The sequence below is a fragment of the Yersinia sp. J1 genome, assembly GCF_050586585.1.
Lineage (GTDB): Bacteria > Pseudomonadota > Gammaproteobacteria > Enterobacterales > Enterobacteriaceae > Yersinia > Yersinia entomophaga.
Genome location: NZ_JBOBDP010000054.1, coordinates 1 through 965 on the forward strand (window position 1 = coordinate 1; position 965 = coordinate 965).

Genomic DNA, 965 nt, shown 5'->3' on the forward strand with positions numbered 1-965 from the left:
TAGTGTGGCCTGACCGGGAACCGCTGGCGATCAGCGTGATGCCTGGCAAGGTGGTGATTAGGACTCAGCAGGGTAATATATTAGCGTAACAACAGATAAAAAAGCCGAGAAGAACTAAAGAGGATCTTCCCGGCTTTAGTCTAATTGGCGTTGTATATATCGTGCAAATCTTTATCTTCGTTTAACACGACAGACAATTCATTATCTTTCTGATAAGTCAAAACCAACTCCCCTTTATTTTCATCATCCTCTATAGCACGAACGCCATCGATAACACATAGCATACCGAATAAAGCATCATCGGCAACAAGCTTGATTATCTGTTTTATAAATTCTTTAGCCTCATCGGCCTGTGAATTATAAAAGCCGGATAAATCAACCAGTTCCTTTGATGGCTTTTTACCTGGTGGGGATTCCAGTATAGATATTATATCTTCTACCGCGGCATCTTTAACAACAAGGTTTAATATATCTACAAACTTATTAGCATCCATTTAACTTACCTTAATTTAGTAAACGCCTCAGGGAACATTTCTTTATTGAGCCTGATAAGATCTTTAATGGCTGAAGGTGGTGCATTGGTATAGTTACGAAGATCTCGTATATCTTTCGCTAATAAATCCCTTGGCGTTCCTGTAAAAGTACCTTTAGTTGTTGGTATTAATTTATGTTCAGCTCTCGGAACAGCCATTGATGGTGCAGTCTTTGGGTCATAACCAGATATAACCTGGCCTGCAGGGTGTTTCTGAGTAACATGGTGAATATCTAATCCATCACCAACTTTTGAACGCCGCTGTAAATCATCAAAAGTTCCTACTTCATATTTTTGAGTATGGCACCCCGCCAACCCCAGTGGATCGATCCACGTTAATGGATTTGGTACATACGCGTATAAGTTTAATCCCCCCGCCAGCCCTATCGGGTCCGGACTTAAGTAACAGCAGGCCTGCGGGTCGTAGTAGCGG

2 protein-coding genes are annotated in these 965 nt (G+C 41.7%); both read right to left on the reverse strand.

Annotated elements, in window-relative coordinates; translation table 11 throughout:
• Window positions 1-140: 140 nt before the first annotated feature.
• On the reverse strand, window positions 141-494 hold the full coding sequence (locus ACQ4OC_RS19585) for a hypothetical protein (RefSeq protein WP_064512405.1): 354 nt from the start codon (window positions 492-494) through the stop codon (window positions 141-143).
• Between the two features lie 5 nt (window positions 495-499).
• Window positions 500-965 (reverse strand): RHS repeat-associated core domain-containing protein (locus ACQ4OC_RS19590; protein ID WP_430971567.1); only part of this gene is annotated, 466 nt, incomplete at its 5' end.

Excerpts from the sequence above, each read along its gene's own strand:
- ACQ4OC_RS19585 (WP_064512405.1), bottom strand. The coding sequence starts at position 494 with ATGGATGCTAATAAGTTTGTAGATATATTAAACCTTGTTGTTAAAGAT.